The organism is Paenibacillus sp. FSL M7-0656 (assembly GCF_038003225.1).
Lineage (GTDB): Bacteria > Bacillota > Bacilli > Paenibacillales > Paenibacillaceae > Paenibacillus > Paenibacillus amylolyticus.
In genome coordinates this window covers 452,070-466,980 of record NZ_JBBOOT010000001.1, presented here as the reverse complement: position 1 = coordinate 466,980, position 14,911 = coordinate 452,070, and the positions used below count along the sequence as shown (strand labels likewise).

12 protein-coding genes are annotated in these 14,911 nt (G+C 40.0%); 10 read left to right on the top strand and 2 right to left on the bottom strand.

Features of this window, described 5'->3' with window-relative positions; all coding sequences use genetic code 11:
* Positions 1-31 precede the first annotated feature (31 nt).
* Positions 32-1,942, top strand: a complete 1,911-nt coding sequence (locus MHI01_RS01990) for a beta-glucoside-specific PTS transporter subunit IIABC (RefSeq protein WP_340982395.1) — start codon at positions 32-34, stop codon at positions 1,940-1,942.
* Positions 1,943-2,909: 967 nt separating this feature from the next.
* Here MHI01_RS01990 and MHI01_RS01985 read toward each other — a convergent pair.
* The gene (locus tag MHI01_RS01985) at positions 2,910-3,350 is read right to left on the bottom strand and encodes a GNAT family N-acetyltransferase (RefSeq protein ID WP_036673659.1); all 441 of its coding nucleotides are present in this window, start codon (positions 3,348-3,350) and stop codon (positions 2,910-2,912) included.
* Between the two features lie 481 nt (positions 3,351-3,831).
* Between MHI01_RS01985 and MHI01_RS01980 the strand changes: the two genes are divergently transcribed.
* Positions 3,832-4,443 (top strand): DUF1349 domain-containing protein, encoded by a 612-nt coding sequence (locus tag MHI01_RS01980; protein WP_036673660.1) that lies wholly within the window; start codon positions 3,832-3,834, stop codon positions 4,441-4,443.
* A gap of 412 nt (positions 4,444-4,855) precedes the next feature.
* Here the strand turns inward: MHI01_RS01980 and MHI01_RS01975 are convergent, their stop codons facing one another.
* The gene (locus MHI01_RS01975; protein ID WP_282321218.1) at positions 4,856-5,407 is read right to left on the bottom strand and encodes a TetR/AcrR family transcriptional regulator; all 552 of its coding nucleotides are present in this window, start codon (positions 5,405-5,407) and stop codon (positions 4,856-4,858) included.
* Between the two features lie 480 nt (positions 5,408-5,887).
* Between MHI01_RS01975 and MHI01_RS01970 the strand changes: the two genes are divergently transcribed.
* The 8 genes from MHI01_RS01970 to MHI01_RS01935 all read left to right on the top strand — a co-directional run bounded on the left by MHI01_RS01970 (position 5,888) and on the right by MHI01_RS01935 (position 14,493).
* Positions 5,888-6,472, top strand: a complete 585-nt coding sequence (locus MHI01_RS01970; protein ID WP_076317726.1) for an RNA polymerase sigma factor — start codon at positions 5,888-5,890, stop codon at positions 6,470-6,472.
* Positions 6,433-7,452, top strand: coding sequence for a DUF4367 domain-containing protein (locus MHI01_RS01965; protein ID WP_340982394.1), 1,020 nt, complete (start codon positions 6,433-6,435; stop codon positions 7,450-7,452). Before MHI01_RS01970 ends, MHI01_RS01965 begins: the two co-directional genes overlap by 40 nt.
* A gap of 286 nt (positions 7,453-7,738) precedes the next feature.
* Entirely contained in the window at positions 7,739-8,230 is a 492-nt protein-coding gene (locus tag MHI01_RS01960) for a hypothetical protein (protein ID WP_340982393.1), read from the top strand.
* 86 nt (positions 8,231-8,316) lie between these two features.
* Positions 8,317-8,634 carry a hypothetical protein gene (locus tag MHI01_RS01955; RefSeq protein WP_340982392.1) on the top strand — a complete coding sequence of 106 codons (318 nt, stop codon included), beginning with the start codon at positions 8,317-8,319 and terminating at the stop codon, positions 8,632-8,634.
* Between the two features lie 159 nt (positions 8,635-8,793).
* The gene (locus MHI01_RS01950; RefSeq protein WP_340982391.1) at positions 8,794-9,918 is read left to right on the top strand and encodes a dimethylarginine dimethylaminohydrolase family protein; all 1,125 of its coding nucleotides are present in this window, start codon (positions 8,794-8,796) and stop codon (positions 9,916-9,918) included.
* Positions 9,919-9,944: 26 nt separating this feature from the next.
* A complete protein-coding gene (locus tag MHI01_RS01945; protein WP_036673666.1) occupies positions 9,945-10,640 on the top strand; it encodes a response regulator transcription factor in 696 nt (231 codons plus the stop codon).
* Positions 10,627-11,943 (top strand): sensor histidine kinase, encoded by a 1,317-nt coding sequence (locus MHI01_RS01940; protein WP_340982390.1) that lies wholly within the window; start codon positions 10,627-10,629, stop codon positions 11,941-11,943. The genes MHI01_RS01945 and MHI01_RS01940 overlap by 14 nt, the downstream gene beginning before the upstream one ends.
* 573 nt (positions 11,944-12,516) lie before the next feature.
* Entirely contained in the window at positions 12,517-14,493 is a 1,977-nt protein-coding gene (locus tag MHI01_RS01935; protein WP_340982389.1) for a sigma-70 family RNA polymerase sigma factor, read from the top strand.
* Positions 14,494-14,911 lie beyond the last annotated feature (418 nt).

Below are 14,911 nucleotides of genomic sequence, written 5' to 3'. Positions count from 1 at the left end.
CCATATCTCACCCATGAAGGAGTGAGCAGGCATGGATCATCGTCAACTGGCAACGGATGTGTTACGCAGTGTCGGAGGCAAAGAAAATATCAATAAGGTTACCCACTGTGTAACCCGGTTGAGATTCGAACTCAAAAACAGCAAAATCCCCAATGCCGAAGAGATCAAAGCAATGGATGGCGTGCTGACCGTTATTCAGCAAGGAGGACAATATCAGGTGGTCATCGGGAATCAGGTTGTTCCCGTATTTAATGAGCTGTCTTCCCTCCTGGGAGACATGAGCAATACTGAATCCTCCAATGAGATACAAGGTGAGAAAAAAAGTCTCTTTGACCGCTTCACATCCATGATTTCCGGTGTTTTTATGCCTGTTATGGGAGCGCTTGCAGCAAGTGGTATTATTAAAGGATTGCTGGCTTGTCTATCTGCATTCGGTGCTCTGACGGCAACGGATGGAACGTATATCGTACTGAATGCTATCGGTGATGCACTGTTTTATTTCTTCCCGATTTTCCTGGGTAGCTCCGCCGCCAAATACTTTGGCTTGAATCAATATGTGGGAATGATTATTGGAAGTTCCATGGTCTACCCCGCGCTAGTGAGTTTTGTAGGCTCTGAGCAGCAGTTGACCTTCCTCAGTCTGCCGATGAATATCATGAATTACACATCATCCGTATTCCCCGCAATTGTTGCAGTATGGTTTGCATCCCTGTTAAATCGTGTTATTGAGAAGCGTATCGCGCAAGGTTTTAGATATTTTCTGGCTCCATTTATCGTACTCTTGGTTACGGTGCCACTGACACTGTTCATCATCGGTCCTGTAATCACATACCTCAGTAACGGTCTTGCTGATATTACAACGGCTATCTACAATTTTAATCCGATTCTTGCTGGACTTGTATTGGGTGGACCATGGATTCTGATCGTCATGTTTGGTTTGCACTGGGCCTTTATCCCAATCTTTATTAACAACATGGCAACTGTTGGTTACGATTCTGTGATGGGGTTACTGGCAGCGAATCAGTTTGCGATGGCAGGCGCAGCCTTGGCCTTTGGACTGAGAGCACGGGATAAACAGCTGAAAACACTGGGTATTTCAACGGGTGGCACAGCATTGCTCGGTGTGAGTGAACCTGCACTTTACGGTGTACTGCTTCCTCAAAAAAAACCGCTCATAATGGCGATTATTGGTGGTAGTATTGGTGGAGTGATCGGTGGAGCCTTTTTGTCCAAAGTTTATGCATTTGCTCCATCCGGCGTATTCGGTATTCCTGGTGCAGTCAATCCTCAAGGCATTGATCCCGGCTTCTATGGTTATGTGTTGCAAATGGCGGTGGGTCTGGTGGTTGGTTTCATTTTGACCTATCTGTGGGGATACCAAACCCGCACCAAATCCGGCGAGTTAGCAACGCAAAGCACAACGGATTCCGTATCTGTTTCCGGTATTGAGGAAACGGATGAAGGTTCAAGTTCATCTGTTACGAAAGCAGAGATGACGGTGTATAGCCCTGTGACTGGAGAGGTTGTTGACCTTGCAAATGTTGCAGATGAGGCGTTCTCTAGTGAAGCGATGGGCAAAGGAATTGCAATTATCCCTTCAAACGGAACGATTGTATCTCCTGTTGAAGGTGTAGTTACCACGATAACCAAATCAAGACATGCGATTGCAGTCATTGCCAACGATGGTGTGGAGGTTCTTATCCATGTTGGCCTTGATACGGTCAAACTGAAAGGCGAGGGCTTCTCTCTCAAAGTCCAAGAAGGTGATTTGGTGAATGTCGGTGATGTCCTGATGGAAGTAGATTTGGCGAAAATTAAAGAAAGAGGTTTTGAATTGATTACTCCGCTGATAATAACGAACTCTGACAATTATGTGTCAGTAAGTCGGATGGGGGCACAAAATATTTCTGCGGGTAGTCCAGTAATTACAATAAAAGTGTAGAGGCAACTCCTTATGTTCTTTAACTCAATGAAGATGATTATCAAGCTCGCTCGCATAGCGGGCTATTTTTTTAAAGTCAAGAGATCATATAAATTGACATTAGCTCAATAACAGCACTATGTGTTATGCTGTCCAGGGACAAGAACATATTCCCATTGAAGCCGTTATTTTAGCGGATTTTTTGTTTTATCGGTACAAGTTCGTGTCCCGAGCCAAGGACAAGAACTTGTACCGATTACCGAAATGGACAAGAAGATGGTCCGATTACCGATTAGATGAATATCTAAGTAAAAAGTACATTCAGGTAAGGCTTTATTAGGACAAATACACATTATACAATTGTCGCGTCAAGATGAAGCAACTGAGTTTCTGAGGGTAAACACGGGTTGCTAAGGATTACATTAGTGAGATTTCATAATAAAACTAGCCGTTGAGGGACAAGAACTTGTTCCCATATCCGATTAGACAAAGACCTAAATAATGAGTAGATACAACTCATAAAGACTAAAGTCTTATATACACGATGATTTTAGCGGAATTGTTTCCATCCACCTCATTACTTCCTGGTTCTGTTGAACTCAATTTTTCTATCATCTTTCTGATACATGGCATAAAAACATTTAAAATGGCCCCACTGTAGCAGACAGCCAGTGCAGTTCCTATACCTATGGGTCCACCAAAAATGAATGCCGTGAACAGAAGTACAACGTTAATCAGAGTTCTCGAATCTCGAAAAAAATATATTCGTTCGAGTTATTTTTTTAGTGAGAGTGTTAACCGATCGATCGGAATCGGTGCAAAATTGGTCTGTAGATACATGGCCGTTCCTATTCCTGCAACAACCAAAACGCAGCCGAAACACAAAAATTTGAAAAACAATCTGATTGTATGGTCAAGGTAATGCCAAGAGTTAGAATTAAGATACCTATTGCATAAATTAAACATTGATTTACACGTGATAATGGCATCATTTCGATAATAAATCTTTTACCATTAGATAATGCGGAATTCCATCTTCCATAAATACATCGGAGGTAGTATGGTATCCTAGCTTGTGATAAAATCCCTCTGCATGTGTCTGTCCGTGTAATTTAACTTTGGATATTCCTTTATTTTCTGCAATTTCTTCCAGTGATGTAACGATTAATTTACCGAGACCATATTCGCGATAAGGTTTTAAGATACATATTCGATCTAATTTACCTACGCCATCTCGAATAATAATTCTGCCTGTTCCGGCGGGTAGTTCATTAAAATAGACCAGGATGTGCTCACACTGTCCATCTAAATTATCATAATCATCAAACTCATCTTCAATTGGTACATTTTGTTCTTTCACAAACACTTCTTCTCTTATTTGAAAAGCGATGTTGAGCCCCTCAATTGAGTCTATTTTTTTTGATTTCATTTCTTATAATCCTTTCAGAAATTCATTTTGTAATTAAAAACAAATTAAACATACTTTTAGAATGATTATAAACGATAATTTTTTTGTTGTAAATACAACAAAAAAAGAGGAGCTAAAGGACTACGATTACAAAAAACGATCTCAATCCATGTAACCGATATGTTGACTGATCGTTCCCAAGTAGCTATATTTGATTTGGAAAAGTCATTAATCTGACTCCTAGTTTTCAAACACCTAAGAATCAATGTATTCTTTTTCAAGAACGATCGTTTTATTAAAAAGAATGCCACTGTACACGACAGTAGGGGGAAACTAATATAAGATAGAATTCTCAGAGGTCAACCACAGTAATTCGGTAAAAGAAACATTGCCATTTTGTAACATGATTTCAATATACGTTTATAAAGTGACCTAAGTTACATGGTTATTAAGCCTTAAAGTTTTAGTGATACTTTGTGACATAATTTAAGGAGGCAATTAGATGGAAAAATCAGCTTTTGAACATTTCAAATGGATTAATGAAAGCAAAGCAACCTTTGAGAATGACAAATTGATTATTGAGGCAACTGCTAAATCCGATTTCTTTAATAATTGTGGACCTGGACCCGTTTCAGAAGAAGGGATCACACCAGAGAGTCTTGCCAATGCACCTTTTTATTATCAAGAAGTTACGGGGGATTTTGTAATGCGTGCTCAAGTCTCCCATGGATTTAAGGACACTTATGATTCAGCAACACTTATGATTATGCAGGATTTCCAGGTGTGGGCTAAAGCTTGTTTTGAAAAAACAGATTTTGATACACATGCAGTAGTTAGCGTAGTAACAAATCAAACATCGGATGATGCAAACGGGTCCAATATCGACAGTGACACCATTTGGCTACAAATAGCACGAGTCGGCAATTCCTTTGCATTCCACTATTCACTGGATGGTCTCAAATATGTGATGATGCGTTTCTTTACACTACCAGTGGAAGAGACCATTAAGGTTGGCCTTGAAGCACAGGCGCCATTAGGAGAGGGTGGACCACGGACTTTCCAGAACTTCTCGTTAGTCAATAAAACTGTTAAAAATATTCGTTTCGGCGAATAACCTAAATACAACCTGCAATGCAGTTTTAATTGGTGCTGTCGAGGGACAAGAACATATTCCCATTAAAGTCGCTATTTTAGCCGCTTTTTTATTTATCGGTACAAGTTCTTGTCCCGAGCCAACAATACCTACAATGTCGAGGGACAAGAACATGGTCCCATTGAAGTCGCTATTTTAGCGGCTTTTTTGTTTTATCGGTACAAGTTCTTGTCCCGGGCCAAGGACAAGAACTTGTACCGATTACCGTATTGGACAAGAACATGTTCCTATTGCCGATTAGGCGTGTATCTAATCGTCATCTTGTCCTTCAATTCCTTAAACTAACGGGCAAGATAGTTTAAGCGTGAACCGTACCACAAGAAAGGGCAGTTTTTTTATTGTACTATACACCGATTAGGTTTGAATGCCAGACTCATTCTTTAGAATAGGACGTAACCCCCTTTGAGTAGAGGTTGTCCACTAACTTGAAAAACTCTTCTGACGATAAATCCTTTTGTCGCTGGAGCCAAAGACGAAATAAGGAAAGGGAGGTTGACAGGTAAAACTCAATCAAGTATGGCGTTAAGGCAGGGTTTTGCGGAACATTTAATTCCAACTGATTTAGAGTAATTTCTTTTTTTAAGCGTTTTAAAAAACGGGGACTTCCATAATCACCTAAAAGGGCATGGAGAACCAAAAGATGTTCTTTTTTGTCCAGACAATGGAGCGCATCTTGAACCGTATGCATCGATAGCTCTTTTTTCGCCAATTCTTCTTTTATGTCGTTCAATAAGTCATTTTCAAGAGCATCTAACAATTCGTAAATATCAGTAAAGTATTGATAAAAGGTGCTACGGTTATATCCTGACTTATTCGCGATTTCCTGAACTGAAATTTTCTCGATTGGTTTTTGGCTATATAACTCACAAAAAACTCCAACAAAGGTTTGTCTTGTTTTCTCTGTTATTTGAGGTTGCTTTTTCATGTTTTCCTCCTATTAACATCTAAGAATATCATCCGACAAATATTCTATGAAATCCCTATTCCTTGGGTTGTGTCTGGATATGTAAGGAAGGAGATTGCAAAGCGTTACTATTGCAACTTCTTAAACGGCTATTGTAAGGAAAATACTGTGAGTCAAGCTTGGTTAAACAAAATCCCATTATTTATTAATTTTAGGCAAGCTAGAGTTTTAGCCGCGCTCTATAGAAGCAGAGATTCTAACGCTCTATTATTGAAACATTAGATGTTGAATTTGCTCTTACAGTGTTTGGGTTTTGATTGGTACTGTTGTCAATAATCTGAGACCTATTAACCAGACCGATTCTGTATCACAAACAAATAAGGAGGATATGGTTGAACAACAATTTAGAGACTTTTCTAAAAAATGTCCCTTTAGAACTACCTCGTTTGTTATACATATATAAACTTCATCGTTAATACCTGGGAGGTGTCTTAAAGAAACATGTATGAGGAAACTGAATACAGAATTAAAAGAGTACAAGCGGGCGAAACTCAGGAATACGTTTATATCGTTCAAAAATACCAAAAACAGATATTTATGTATTGCTGGAGACTTATTTCAAACAAACAGGAAGCTGAGGATGCTGTTCAGGACGTTCTGGTTAAGGCCTATGAGAAAATAGATGCCTATAAACCTGAGGTGAATTTCTCCGCCTGGCTCTACAAAATAGCCTATCATCACTGCATAAACATAATCCGTCGAAAAAAAATGCAACAGAAATGGAAGTTCAGACTAATGGCTCAAGATCAAACTGCCATTAGTCCTGCAGAGATGCTGGATAACCAACTCTTTAACGAACCACTAAGCCGGGCGCTTGAAAAACTAAATGTGGTTGAACGGAACCTACTGATTCTGCGCGTTTTTGAAGAAAAATCGTTTGTAGAAATAGCTGAAATTTTGAATAAAAGTCCCGATGCCGTCAAGAAAAAGTTTGCTAGAACCAAAATCAAACTCAAAAAATGGATGAAACCAAAGGAGGAAGAACTATGCCAAAATTACAACGTACTTCTCAAAACGAAAATCTGAAAGAAATGGATCTCTTGATCCAAGAGGAGTTTCAGAATTTTGATGTCACTGACAAAGTCATGACTCGGGTCCATAAGCTGGCAGTTCACAAGAGAGGTTTGCATGCCAGAGCACAAGTTCGTCAAAGATTCGTGGTTCCCGGGCTAACCGCAATGATCGTTCTTGGAGTATCAGTGACAGGGTATGCGGCCTCACAATATATTGAATTCCTTAACAATAAAGGAGAGGTGGTACTAAACACTGCCGCCGCCAAAGAGCCTACTGACTTTGTTACCAATTACACAAAAAGACTGGGCTTTTACACAAATCAGATTAAAGAACAATTGCAACCTGGGGATTATGTAGCCTATTATGTCAAAGATGAGTTAATTAACAACGCGGATAAATTAACCCCCGTAAAATTTGAATATAAGTGGATCGAGTATTCAAATTTCAGCAGTTTGCAAGCTGAAATTACACGGACGCAAGCTCCAGTTTTAAAATCAATAACGCAACTTCCTCAAGGGTACCAGTTTGATTACGGATACGTTTATCCTGCCGATCTGTATACAAACCATCTCTCAGATGCTGCTTACCTGAAGTTAACAGACGACCTTAGAAGACAAGCTGAATCTTCTTCGGATGGGCAACGGGTCTATATTCAAAAACTGAATTGGAATAAGGCTGATTTCTCTTTGGCACGCTATGTCAAGGGGAAGAACGTTGTAACTGTAATGGCAACAAGAATATTCCCCGACTCCAAAGTGACCATATTCCAGGACGATCACGCTAAATCCGAGAAGCTGAACATCCAAGGTAATGAGGTCTATTATATTCAATCCGATATTAAGGATAGGGCAACTAATTCCGTTCCTTACCATCGGATTGGATGGAGGGACGATCACAATCATTTGTTGTATGAAATATCCAATAATGGAGACAGCAATTTAGGTAAAAAGGATCTGGTCAAAATTGCTGAAGAGATGCTTACATCTCCTTAGTGTTCTAAACAACAAAGGGATAAACAAGGCACTTTAGACATTAGTTCTGCTTTACTGAAGGACCCAAGTAATCTTCCAGCCAGTTATAATTTGAATAATGCTAACAAAACCTATAAGGCAGTATTATTAATGGAGGAATATGTACAGGAAAGGCCATCCCACAAAGGAGGATGGCCTTTAAACTTGCCGTTGAACTGTTAGTTATTATTTGTCGCGGGACAAGAACTTGGTTCCTTTATATAGAATACTTTATCTCTAAAAGGGAGGGGAAACATTGCATAATATGATGAATAAGAGACAATTTATTGAGATGACAGTTAAAGAACAACGTTCAGTAGTATTTAAAGTTAATATTCAAGATGAATTTTTCCCTGGTGTTTCTAAAGAATTAAATGAGGGGTGTCTATTTGTTGAAACAGAAGAAGGCATAAACATAAAAATTGAAATGGATGACATCATTGAAATTTATGCTATCAAATCTTCATCTCCAGGACATATTACTATACAATCCCCCAGTTTGATGAGAGGTAGCAAAGATGACCTTGAAAACCTTGTGCTCCTGTTTGAAGGTTTAAATGATGATATAAAGAAACAAATTATCTTTTCTTTATCAAGTGAGATGGATAAGCAAGTGATCATTTCGAAAATGGATATGACTTCATACAATTCATCTGAAATTGAGATGATTGCTAACACAATAAATCTCCAAATAATACACCAATATGGATTTACTTCAAAAGACTTATTTGGGGCAAGGGTTAGATCATTAATCAACTAACGGGAAACTTTAGTTAAATAGCCCCAAATTAAAACCTTCTATTTGAAGCAAACTAAAATTAATTGCTCTTAATAGGAGGTTTTATTATGAATTTAAGTGAACTTTGGAATCATTATGAGGCAGATAAACGAATTCAAGGGTTGAGCCTGAATACATTGTGTGCGTATGCTTTACAACTCAAGATGTTGGTTTCTGATCAAGGGATTGTAGATATTTCGGGAGTAACTCTAAATCTCCTGAAGGAATACTTAGCAAAGCAACCTGATCGTCTAAAACCAAGCAGCCTAGGGCACCGTATCCGTTTTGAACGTTCCTTATTTTGCTTTACATATGAAGAAACCTATCTATCTAGCAATCCTTCTATTAAACTGCGTGAGCCAAAACATGGAGAAGCGGGTATCTAAGTTTTTGATGGAAGAAGATGTGATTCATTTAAAAGATCTCTTGTCAGACCTTACGGGAAGGAGTTTAAATTAAAATAGTATGCCTTCATAAACTGTTAAGAATTGCTCTCTATAATTCAAACTGTAAGCATTAAAACAAATTATTAGGAGGGCATTAATATGAAAAGAAAGAGTTTGAAGTGGGTTGGATCAACAGCATTATCACTTGTACTGGTAACTAGCATATTACCAGTGGCAGGGGCGACTGGTGTGTCTAAAGTTAATAGAGTTACGGAAGTGAATGGAACTGTGACTACAAAAAGTGAGAAAAACAATGTATATGTAGAGAGTGAGTTCGCCACGCTAAAAAGAGTTGTATTGACACAATCTGAAGCTTTTATGCACTTCAATTTTGATGATTTTCCAGAAGGAGACATGCCTATGCCTGAAGGAGGCATGTCTATAATGAATACGGATCCGGCAGAGGCACAGGAAAAGTGGGAAAAAGAGCGTGAAGATCTTAAAAAGGTTCTTGAAAAATACGGAGTTGAGGTTCAACGTCCACGCCTTTTAACTGAAAAGGAAAAACAACTAGGGGCTGTGAAAGATGGCATTACAGGTGGCGAAGGAGTAACTAATTTCTTTGTCAGAGATCCATTCTTCACAATCGGAAATCATCTAATTGAAGGTTCATTTAAATCGGCTTACCGGAGACTTGAGGTTTTACCTGTTAGAAGTATTCTGGATAAGGAAGCAGCCCAAAATAACGTTCCGCATGTAGCTGTCCCACAACCAGACGTTTCTAAAGGAATCAACTCTGCTGCCGGTCCTTACCTTGAAGGTGGAGATATCCTCGTGTATGGAAAGACTGTATTCGTCGGTAATTCTGGTCTAGCTTCAAACAAAGCCGGTATTGATTGGCTCAGAAACTATTTGACACCATCAGGTTATAAGGTGGTTGAGGTGAAGCTAGAGCCTGGCACATTGCACCTGGATTGTGCTATCAGTTTTGTAAGAGATGGATTAATGATTGTTAGCATGGATTCGTTAGCCAATGGGCTCCCAGAAGAACTTAAAAATTGGGACAAAATCGAAGTGAGTTACAAGGATGCTCAAGATTTGGCAGTAAATGGATTGCCAATCAGTAGCAAAGTATATGTTACGGACATTGCATTCAAAAATACAATTGGAAAAGAGCTTGAGAAAAGAGGAATCAAAGTAGAATATGTTGATTACGAAATTTCTCGTTCTTTCGGTGGAGCTTTCCGTTGCAGTACACAGCCATTGCTTCGCACGGATAGCTAAAAGTTAAATCAAGTATGAGGTGAACTATGACAAGCCGGATTTTAGTGGTTGAAGATGATCAGGAAATTCGTGATCTGCTACGTATGTCTCTTGTCCGTGAAGGTTATGAAGTAACAACAGCTAAAGATGGAGAACAGGGAATTGAATTAGTAAATGAGTCATTGGATTTGGTGATTCTGGATATTATGATGCCTGGAATAAACGGACTGGAGGCTTGTATACGAATCAGAGAACGATACAATGTTCCTATTCTTTTTCTAACTGCTAAATCCGGAACTTTGGACAAAACGGAAGGTTTGCTTGCTGGTGGAGATGATTACTTAACTAAACCTTTTTCTGTACAGGAGCTTCTGGCAAGAGTTATTGCTTTGTTGCGTAGGTATACGATTTATCAAGATAAAAAGGATTATGGCGAAACATTTCTTATCGGAGGACGCTTAAAAGTAAGTGAACAATTTAACGATGTATGGAAAGGCAGTCAGAAGATTGAGCTTTCCGATCTGGAGTACGGTCTACTTAAACTGTTGATGACCAGAAGAAATAAAATTTTCTCTGCCCAAAATATTTATGAGAGTATTTGGAAAGAACCTTATTTCTACAGTTCAAATAATACGGTAGTAGTACACATCCGAAAATTACGATTGAAAATCGAAGAAGATCCAGCAAAACCAGCGTATATCTTAACGGAATGGGGAAGAGGTTACCGTTTTGGCCACTCATAAACTTACTATAACTAAAAAGTTGACTGTTTTAATAATTATTGCTCTCACCATAAGTGTTCTTTGTTTTTTACTTTTGCAGTCCATAAGCAATCGGGTTATGGATCATTATTTTACTTCTGATGAGCGTTTAAAGTCCGAATCTCAAGTTTACGTCCAAAAATTTTCAGAATATGTTTCAGCAAACGATCTGTCAACGACAGATCGTATTGCGTTTTCAGACTGGATTAAAAGTCAGAAGAGTAATTTATTTTTATACGTATTTCAGAACCAGGTGCTTCAATATGATTCCTTGTACCATGCTGATGACGAAGGAGCATATGGAAGTCAGCCTGAAACTGATTATGATCGACGGAACTCTTACCCAGTACAATTTAAGGATGGGACAGGTAACGTTTCAATCTATGGATTTTATTTTTCTCACTACTATAATGTGGCCTACATGCTTGAAATATTGCTGTCCGCAATGTTATTTATAACCATTGTTTTATTAGGAATACGTAGAGGGATCAAATATTTACGCACAATTAATAATGAAATTCATATCCTTGAAGGCGGCTCATTAGACTATTCTATAACGGTACGAGGGTATGATGAATTGGCGATGATTGCGGAAAGTATAGAGGAACTACGTAAAGCATTTTTAGGCAGGTTAGAAAGGATAGAAAATTTGCAAAATGAGAGTAGAAATCTTGCAACCGAAATGTCTCACGATATGCGTACGCCACTGACATCTCTCATCATGTATTTAGAGTTTGCCCGTAATACACCAGAAGATTTATGTGTAGAAACAAGGTATCAAATCGAGAGTGCGTATCAAAAGGCTCTCCAACTTAAGAATCGTACAGACGATCTGTTTTCATATTTTTTATTAGATAAAGAGAGGGAGGCAGACTTAGTAACCCTTTCAGTTCGGGAATCAATTCATGATGTATTGTCAGATATTACAGCTGTACTTCGAGCGGAAGGATTTCAGGTACTTGTAAATGCCTCCCCTACGGATGTCATAATTATTGTGGATATGGAAAATATTGGACGTGTATTTGATAATTTTCTGTCGAACATACTAAAATATGCAGATCGAGAGCAAAAAATTAATTTATTTACTTATATAGAAGATAATCATTTTGTGATTTGTGTAGAAAACAAATTAAAAATAAATAATGAATCTGTAGAAAGTTATAAATTGGGTGAAAAAATCATAGAAAAAGTTATGCATCGGATGATAGGACAATTCTCTTCATCTGAAGATCAAGAGAATTACAAGATTATCCTGAAATTTAAAATAAGTCGAGCTTTTAAATAGCTACCTAAAATTGCATGTAACGTGTTTTCGTAAATCTATCACGTTTACTGTATTCAATTCGTTCGACGATGAAGTTATGCACGGAGTTGTTACGACAAAACGGGTAATTCTGTTGGAAGAAGGTACAGCAGAGATGAAAGGGCTAATGGGCAGTAAAGGGGCTCAACGAAGCGAGCACTGGAAATCTGCCATAAAGATCCAGCCACAACTCATGTTCACCTTTATAATTGGAACTGATGAAGTGAAAGAACTGAAGGTACTGGCCCATGCTGAGCGATCGACGACAGGATGCCCTGACATCACGAGAATCAACATTTTTCCAGCCCATTCCAAAATGAATTGTCGAGGGACAAGAACATATTCCCATTGAAGTCGCTATTTTAGCGGCTTTTTTATTTTTCGGTACAAGTTCTTGTCCCAAGCTAAGGATAAGAACTTGTACCGATTGCCGATTAGGTGTATATCTAAATAATCAGCATATGCACTTATTTGGGAACAACTATAAGAATAATGTTACATTAATTAAATCCAAACCCCCGAGTTAACTGTCTATATAACAGGAGGTGAACGACAATGATCGATGCACAGCAACAAATCAACGCCGCACAAAACGGAGATCACGATGCCTTCGTTTCTCTTATAAAGGATCGAACGGATAAGCTGCACCGAGTGGCTCGCCATTATGTACGGGAGTCCAAAGATGCGGAGGATATCGTTCAGGATGCCCTGGTTAAGGCTTATGAGTCACTGCAAACGCTGCAGCAAGCCGAAGCGTTTGAGAGCTGGCTTACCAGAATTGTGGTGAACCGGGCGCTCAATCATTTGAAGAAATCCAAGCGTGTTCACCTGAGCGAAGACCCGCAGGCGCAAGAGCCATTGGTCGTTAATGATATCGATCAAACCCTGGATCTGGAGCGTGCATTGGCCAGTCTGAATCCGAAGCTGCGTCAGCTCCTGTTCTTAAAATATAAGAAGGACCTGACCCAGCAGCAAATCGCCCATCTCCTGGATATGCCATTAGGTACTGTAAAAACACAATTACGGAAGGGGCTGGAACATTTGCGCAACGAAATGGCTCAAGATTTTCTCGAACGAGACCTGGATACATTACGCCTGCAGTTAAGACAACAGGCAGAGCACCAGTTTGCCGTTTCACCGGATTATGATCTGATCGTCAATGACTATCAAGAGAACACCGGGAGGGGAACAGGGAAGGGAGAAGCGGGATTCTTATGGGTTAAAACGGGGAGTGATGACGCCGTTTCTGCCACGCTCTCCAGGGACGGCAACTTGCTAGACTATGCCATTTCCTGGGCCTCATTGGACAACGAGACACGGATATCTGAGGAGGAGCTCAAACAGCAGGCAGAGCAATTCCTGGAAGATCATTATCCCGGCGCACTGCGTGATTTTCCGTATTGTGAGATGGAGTGGATGGAAGGGATGTTTGTGTACACACGACAGCAGAAGGCGATGGGGCTGCCACTTCCTGAGACGGGATGCCTGATTATGGTTCATCCCAGCGGTCGCGTGGTCGGATTTAGGTACTTTGGAACCGTTCCAGGGCCAGCACTCCCAACCATGATCACACCAGAAGAGGAACAGATGGCGTGTATGAAGGCGAATTTTTTGCTACATGTGGAATATTGTGTATTGGACAAAGCCGTGTACACGGATGGTGACGATCAGGTCCATCTTGTTTACGCCCCCCGAAGTAGAGGGCTAATCTATACTGCATCATCACAGGAGGAAGTTCCGACAGCCTATAGGGCAGAAGCTGTCCCCTCTGACCCAAGAACTCTGGACGAGTGGCCAGGTGAGTTCCCGCCCGCACGAAGCCTAGAAGAGTGGATTGGCGTAGACAACGACCAATTTCAGTTAGTACAAGACGACAATATTGGCTCGAACACCAAGTTGATGGTGTGGAAGCAACAGAATGAAGAGCGTCCAGCCAAGAATGACCGGTCTTGGAAGGCCTATTGGGCTGATCAGATGGAGGGAGCAGTCAAGGCGCGAGTAGACAGCCAATCCGGACAACTGATTGACTTTGTTTCGCATGGTAAGCCAGATCAACTAGCTCCATTAACCTGGGATCGAGACGCATGTATAGAAGTAGCTATGGACTATGTCCGAGGACTAGCAGCCGAAATGTTGCCGTATCTCAAGCTTCTAACTGAAGAGACCGACGACGAAGATCGTTTGGAAATCATTCGCTTTGGTGTATATGTTCAAGACGTATCTGTCAGGGATGAATGCTATCAACTAGCTGTTGACCGCTCTAATGGGAGGGTCAAAAGTTTGATGTCCCCCTCCATAAGGCCAGAACAGTTAAAGAAGCTGGAGACCGTGCCTTCATTTGATTACCAGACAGCCATCCTCCGATGGACGGCACAGGCCAAGCTGCGTCTGCAATGGGAACGGATGCACAATGCTAGGGCGGAAGAGGCCCCGTACGAACTAGTGTATCGAATGATTGGTAGCGAGCACGAGCGGACGCCCGAAGTGCTTGATGCGCATACGGGGAAGTTATACGAAAATACTTTTTACTGACAAACAAAAACATCTAGCCCGAAACTAAGGGCTGGAAGGCATTCAAAAGCCTGCGGACGTAGAACAGCATTTTAAAAATAGACGTTTAACACAACGTTCTATCATATTAATTGTGTCCATTGAATTTTAAAAACGCCGAACTCGGAATATGAGTTCGGCGTTTTAGGTAGATTATACGACGGAGGGGTGGGAGTTAAAACTACAAACTCATGTCGAGGGACAAGAACATCGTCCGATTTACGATTAGATGTATACTTAAGTAAAAAGTACATAAGCCCTCATTAGTACCAAATAATTTTATATAATAACATTCACATTAAAATATATTACTTATGTAACATTTCTCAAAGAAAGACTCTTAAATTATAGTTCTCTTTTTTGTCTCAGACTCTCAATAAAAACAGGTAGTTATCTGGAT

Excerpts from the sequence above, each read along its gene's own strand:
- MHI01_RS01990 (WP_340982395.1), top strand. The coding sequence starts at position 32 with ATGGATCATCGTCAACTGGCAACGGATGTGTTACGCAGTGTCGGAGGC.
- MHI01_RS01985 (WP_036673659.1), bottom strand. The coding sequence starts at position 3,350 with ATGAAATCAAAAAAAATAGACTCAATTGAGGGGCTCAACATCGCTTTT.
- MHI01_RS01980 (WP_036673660.1), top strand. The coding sequence starts at position 3,832 with ATGGAAAAATCAGCTTTTGAACATTTCAAATGGATTAATGAAAGCAAA.
- MHI01_RS01975 (WP_282321218.1), bottom strand. The coding sequence starts at position 5,407 with ATGAAAAAGCAACCTCAAATAACAGAGAAAACAAGACAAACCTTTGTT.
- MHI01_RS01970 (WP_076317726.1), top strand. The coding sequence starts at position 5,888 with ATGTATGAGGAAACTGAATACAGAATTAAAAGAGTACAAGCGGGCGAA.
- MHI01_RS01965 (WP_340982394.1), top strand. The coding sequence starts at position 6,433 with ATGCCAAAATTACAACGTACTTCTCAAAACGAAAATCTGAAAGAAATG.
- MHI01_RS01960 (WP_340982393.1), top strand. The coding sequence starts at position 7,739 with ATGAATAAGAGACAATTTATTGAGATGACAGTTAAAGAACAACGTTCA.
- MHI01_RS01955 (WP_340982392.1), top strand. The coding sequence starts at position 8,317 with ATGAATTTAAGTGAACTTTGGAATCATTATGAGGCAGATAAACGAATT.
- MHI01_RS01950 (WP_340982391.1), top strand. The coding sequence starts at position 8,794 with ATGAAAAGAAAGAGTTTGAAGTGGGTTGGATCAACAGCATTATCACTT.
- MHI01_RS01945 (WP_036673666.1), top strand. The coding sequence starts at position 9,945 with ATGACAAGCCGGATTTTAGTGGTTGAAGATGATCAGGAAATTCGTGAT.
- MHI01_RS01935 (WP_340982389.1), top strand. The coding sequence starts at position 12,517 with ATGATCGATGCACAGCAACAAATCAACGCCGCACAAAACGGAGATCAC.